We start from the raw sequence: 1,831 nt of genomic DNA on the forward strand, positions 1-1,831 counted from the left end.
AAAGGGCAATTCAGGGAGACAGCATGAAAATGATGGGATGGGGCAGTCACGATCAGGCCGCAATGTCCCATGACATGATGCAAAACAGCAATTCTGCTGCCCACCAGGACATGGCTGAAATGCATAAAAAAATGATGAAAGCTAAACCAGGAGCTACCAACGAAACAGCAAAGTCATTTTCTGAAATGAGCGAGCATGAGAAGGCCGCAGCTGTGCATGAGAAGGCGAATAATGGTCAGTCTTCCGTTGTTCACCAGCAGCAGGCTGATAAGCATCGTAGTCAGATCACCCAGAATTAACCCGCAGCTCCACTTGTTAGACCCTCATTTGACGCCGAAGTCACTGGCTTACGCTCCTGATAGGGAGCGTTTTTTTTAAACTAAATGAAAGAGTATATCTGTGTATGACTAATCGTAGTCTGCGGTCGGGTATAAAATAAATGAACGACGGACTAAATTTAACATAAGATAGATTGCGCGAACTAAGTATTTAATTTGATTGTTATTTTACACATTCAGTTATATCCATGGTTCATGCCGCGCCGTATCCTGAGACTGACTGAGAATACGTATGATCGTAACCACCGAATGTGATGACACAAAATAGATCATGTGCTGTTCCACCGGCAGCGAGCAGATATCTTCTCCCAGCTCTGCGCGATGCGTGCCGATGTCATGCATGGCCAGCACATCAAACACTGCGGCTATACGCCCGATATACGCATCCGCCTGAACAACCCCGAACTGTCTGAAGCTGTAGTCCCAGATAGCCTCCAGATCTTCTTCTGCTTTTGGTGTCAGCTCAATCTCTTTCATTTGCCATCCTGGCCCTGACATTATTCAGGAATGCATCCTTGTTCCATGGTTTCGCCTCGCCGCTGCTGATGCCTTCGGCCAGCAGATCACGCAGTTCCTGAAGGCGTGATTCAGCTTGCTTCTCGCGCAGCAGCCGCAGCGCGTCACGCATGACTTCGCTCTGGGTTCGGTAATCACCGGCCTTAACCAGGGAATCGATAAATTCACGCAGCTCATCACCCACGTCCACCGTCATTGTACGGGCCATAACCCCTCCGTTTCATTATGTAAGATTTGTTCTTACATAAGTATATCATTTTAGCATCAGGCTTCCATGGTCAGTGATCGAGACTATGGGCTGCATTTATGAGATCAACAGGGATGCGAAATCAGATAGATATCTAATAGAATGCTGAGTTGTAGCCTTAAGCGAGAACTGGAAATGAAATTAACAGAAAATCGGGTGGATACACTCATCGATACCCTGAACGACCTGATCTGTGATGAGCAAAGTATTACTCGCGAACAGCGAGAAAATTTAATTAAAACGGTTGCCACATTGGGTGGGCTTAAGGAGCGACTACGACTCATTTCTGCGGAGAAAGAAGCCAGACAGATCGCCAAAAACGAGAAGGTAAAGAAACCGCGCGAACCGGACCTGGTGTTTCCCCGTACTGGAAAGCCGTGGCTATCAGAGGACCTCGATGTTATCCATTCCATTATCGACGATATACCTGATGACAGAATTGATGATCACATCCTGTGGCTTTCAAAACAGCAAGGGCGCACTCCCTATGCTGTCGCACTGAAGATTGTTGGTGTAGGTAGAATGGATGATGAGTGGGCGAAAGCCTGGAAACCCGCGGCAAAATCGCTTCGAGAAGATTATGCAAAGCTTCATCCTGCTCCCTCTTCGGATATCAGCCAGGAATAATAGGTTTAGGTTGAGATGTATATGAAGTTATTTTGCAGCAGCATGTTTTATAATTATAAAAAACTGCTCCTGCAAACTATGGTAAAATAATAAACAATTACAC

4 protein-coding genes are annotated in these 1,831 nt (G+C 46.1%); 2 read left to right on the top strand and 2 right to left on the bottom strand.

Features of this window, described 5'->3' with window-relative positions; translation table 11 throughout:
* Positions 1 to 299 (top strand): hypothetical protein (locus tag APU11_RS04345; RefSeq protein ID WP_060578329.1); only part of this gene is annotated, 299 nt, incomplete at its 5' end.
* A 219-nt stretch (positions 300 to 518) separates the two neighbouring features.
* Here the strand turns inward: APU11_RS04345 and APU11_RS04350 are convergent.
* Positions 519 to 815 carry a type II toxin-antitoxin system RelE/ParE family toxin gene (locus APU11_RS04350; RefSeq protein ID WP_013087107.1) on the bottom strand — a complete coding sequence of 99 codons (297 nt, stop codon included), beginning with the start codon at positions 813 to 815 and terminating at the stop codon, positions 519 to 521.
* A complete protein-coding gene (locus APU11_RS04355) occupies positions 802 to 1,062 on the bottom strand; it encodes a type II toxin-antitoxin system ParD family antitoxin (RefSeq protein WP_013087106.1) in 261 nt (86 codons plus the stop codon). The genes APU11_RS04350 and APU11_RS04355 overlap by 14 nt, the downstream gene beginning before the upstream one ends.
* Before the next feature lie 141 nt (positions 1,063 to 1,203).
* Here APU11_RS04355 and APU11_RS04360 point away from each other — a divergent pair, with 141 nt between their 5' ends.
* Entirely contained in the window at positions 1,204 to 1,728 is a 525-nt protein-coding gene (locus APU11_RS04360) for a hypothetical protein (RefSeq protein WP_013087105.1), read from the top strand.
* Positions 1,729 to 1,831: the final 103 nt, after the last annotated feature.

This window comes from Enterobacter sp. 50793107, assembly GCF_001463365.1.
Lineage (GTDB): Bacteria > Pseudomonadota > Gammaproteobacteria > Enterobacterales > Enterobacteriaceae > Enterobacter > Enterobacter cloacae.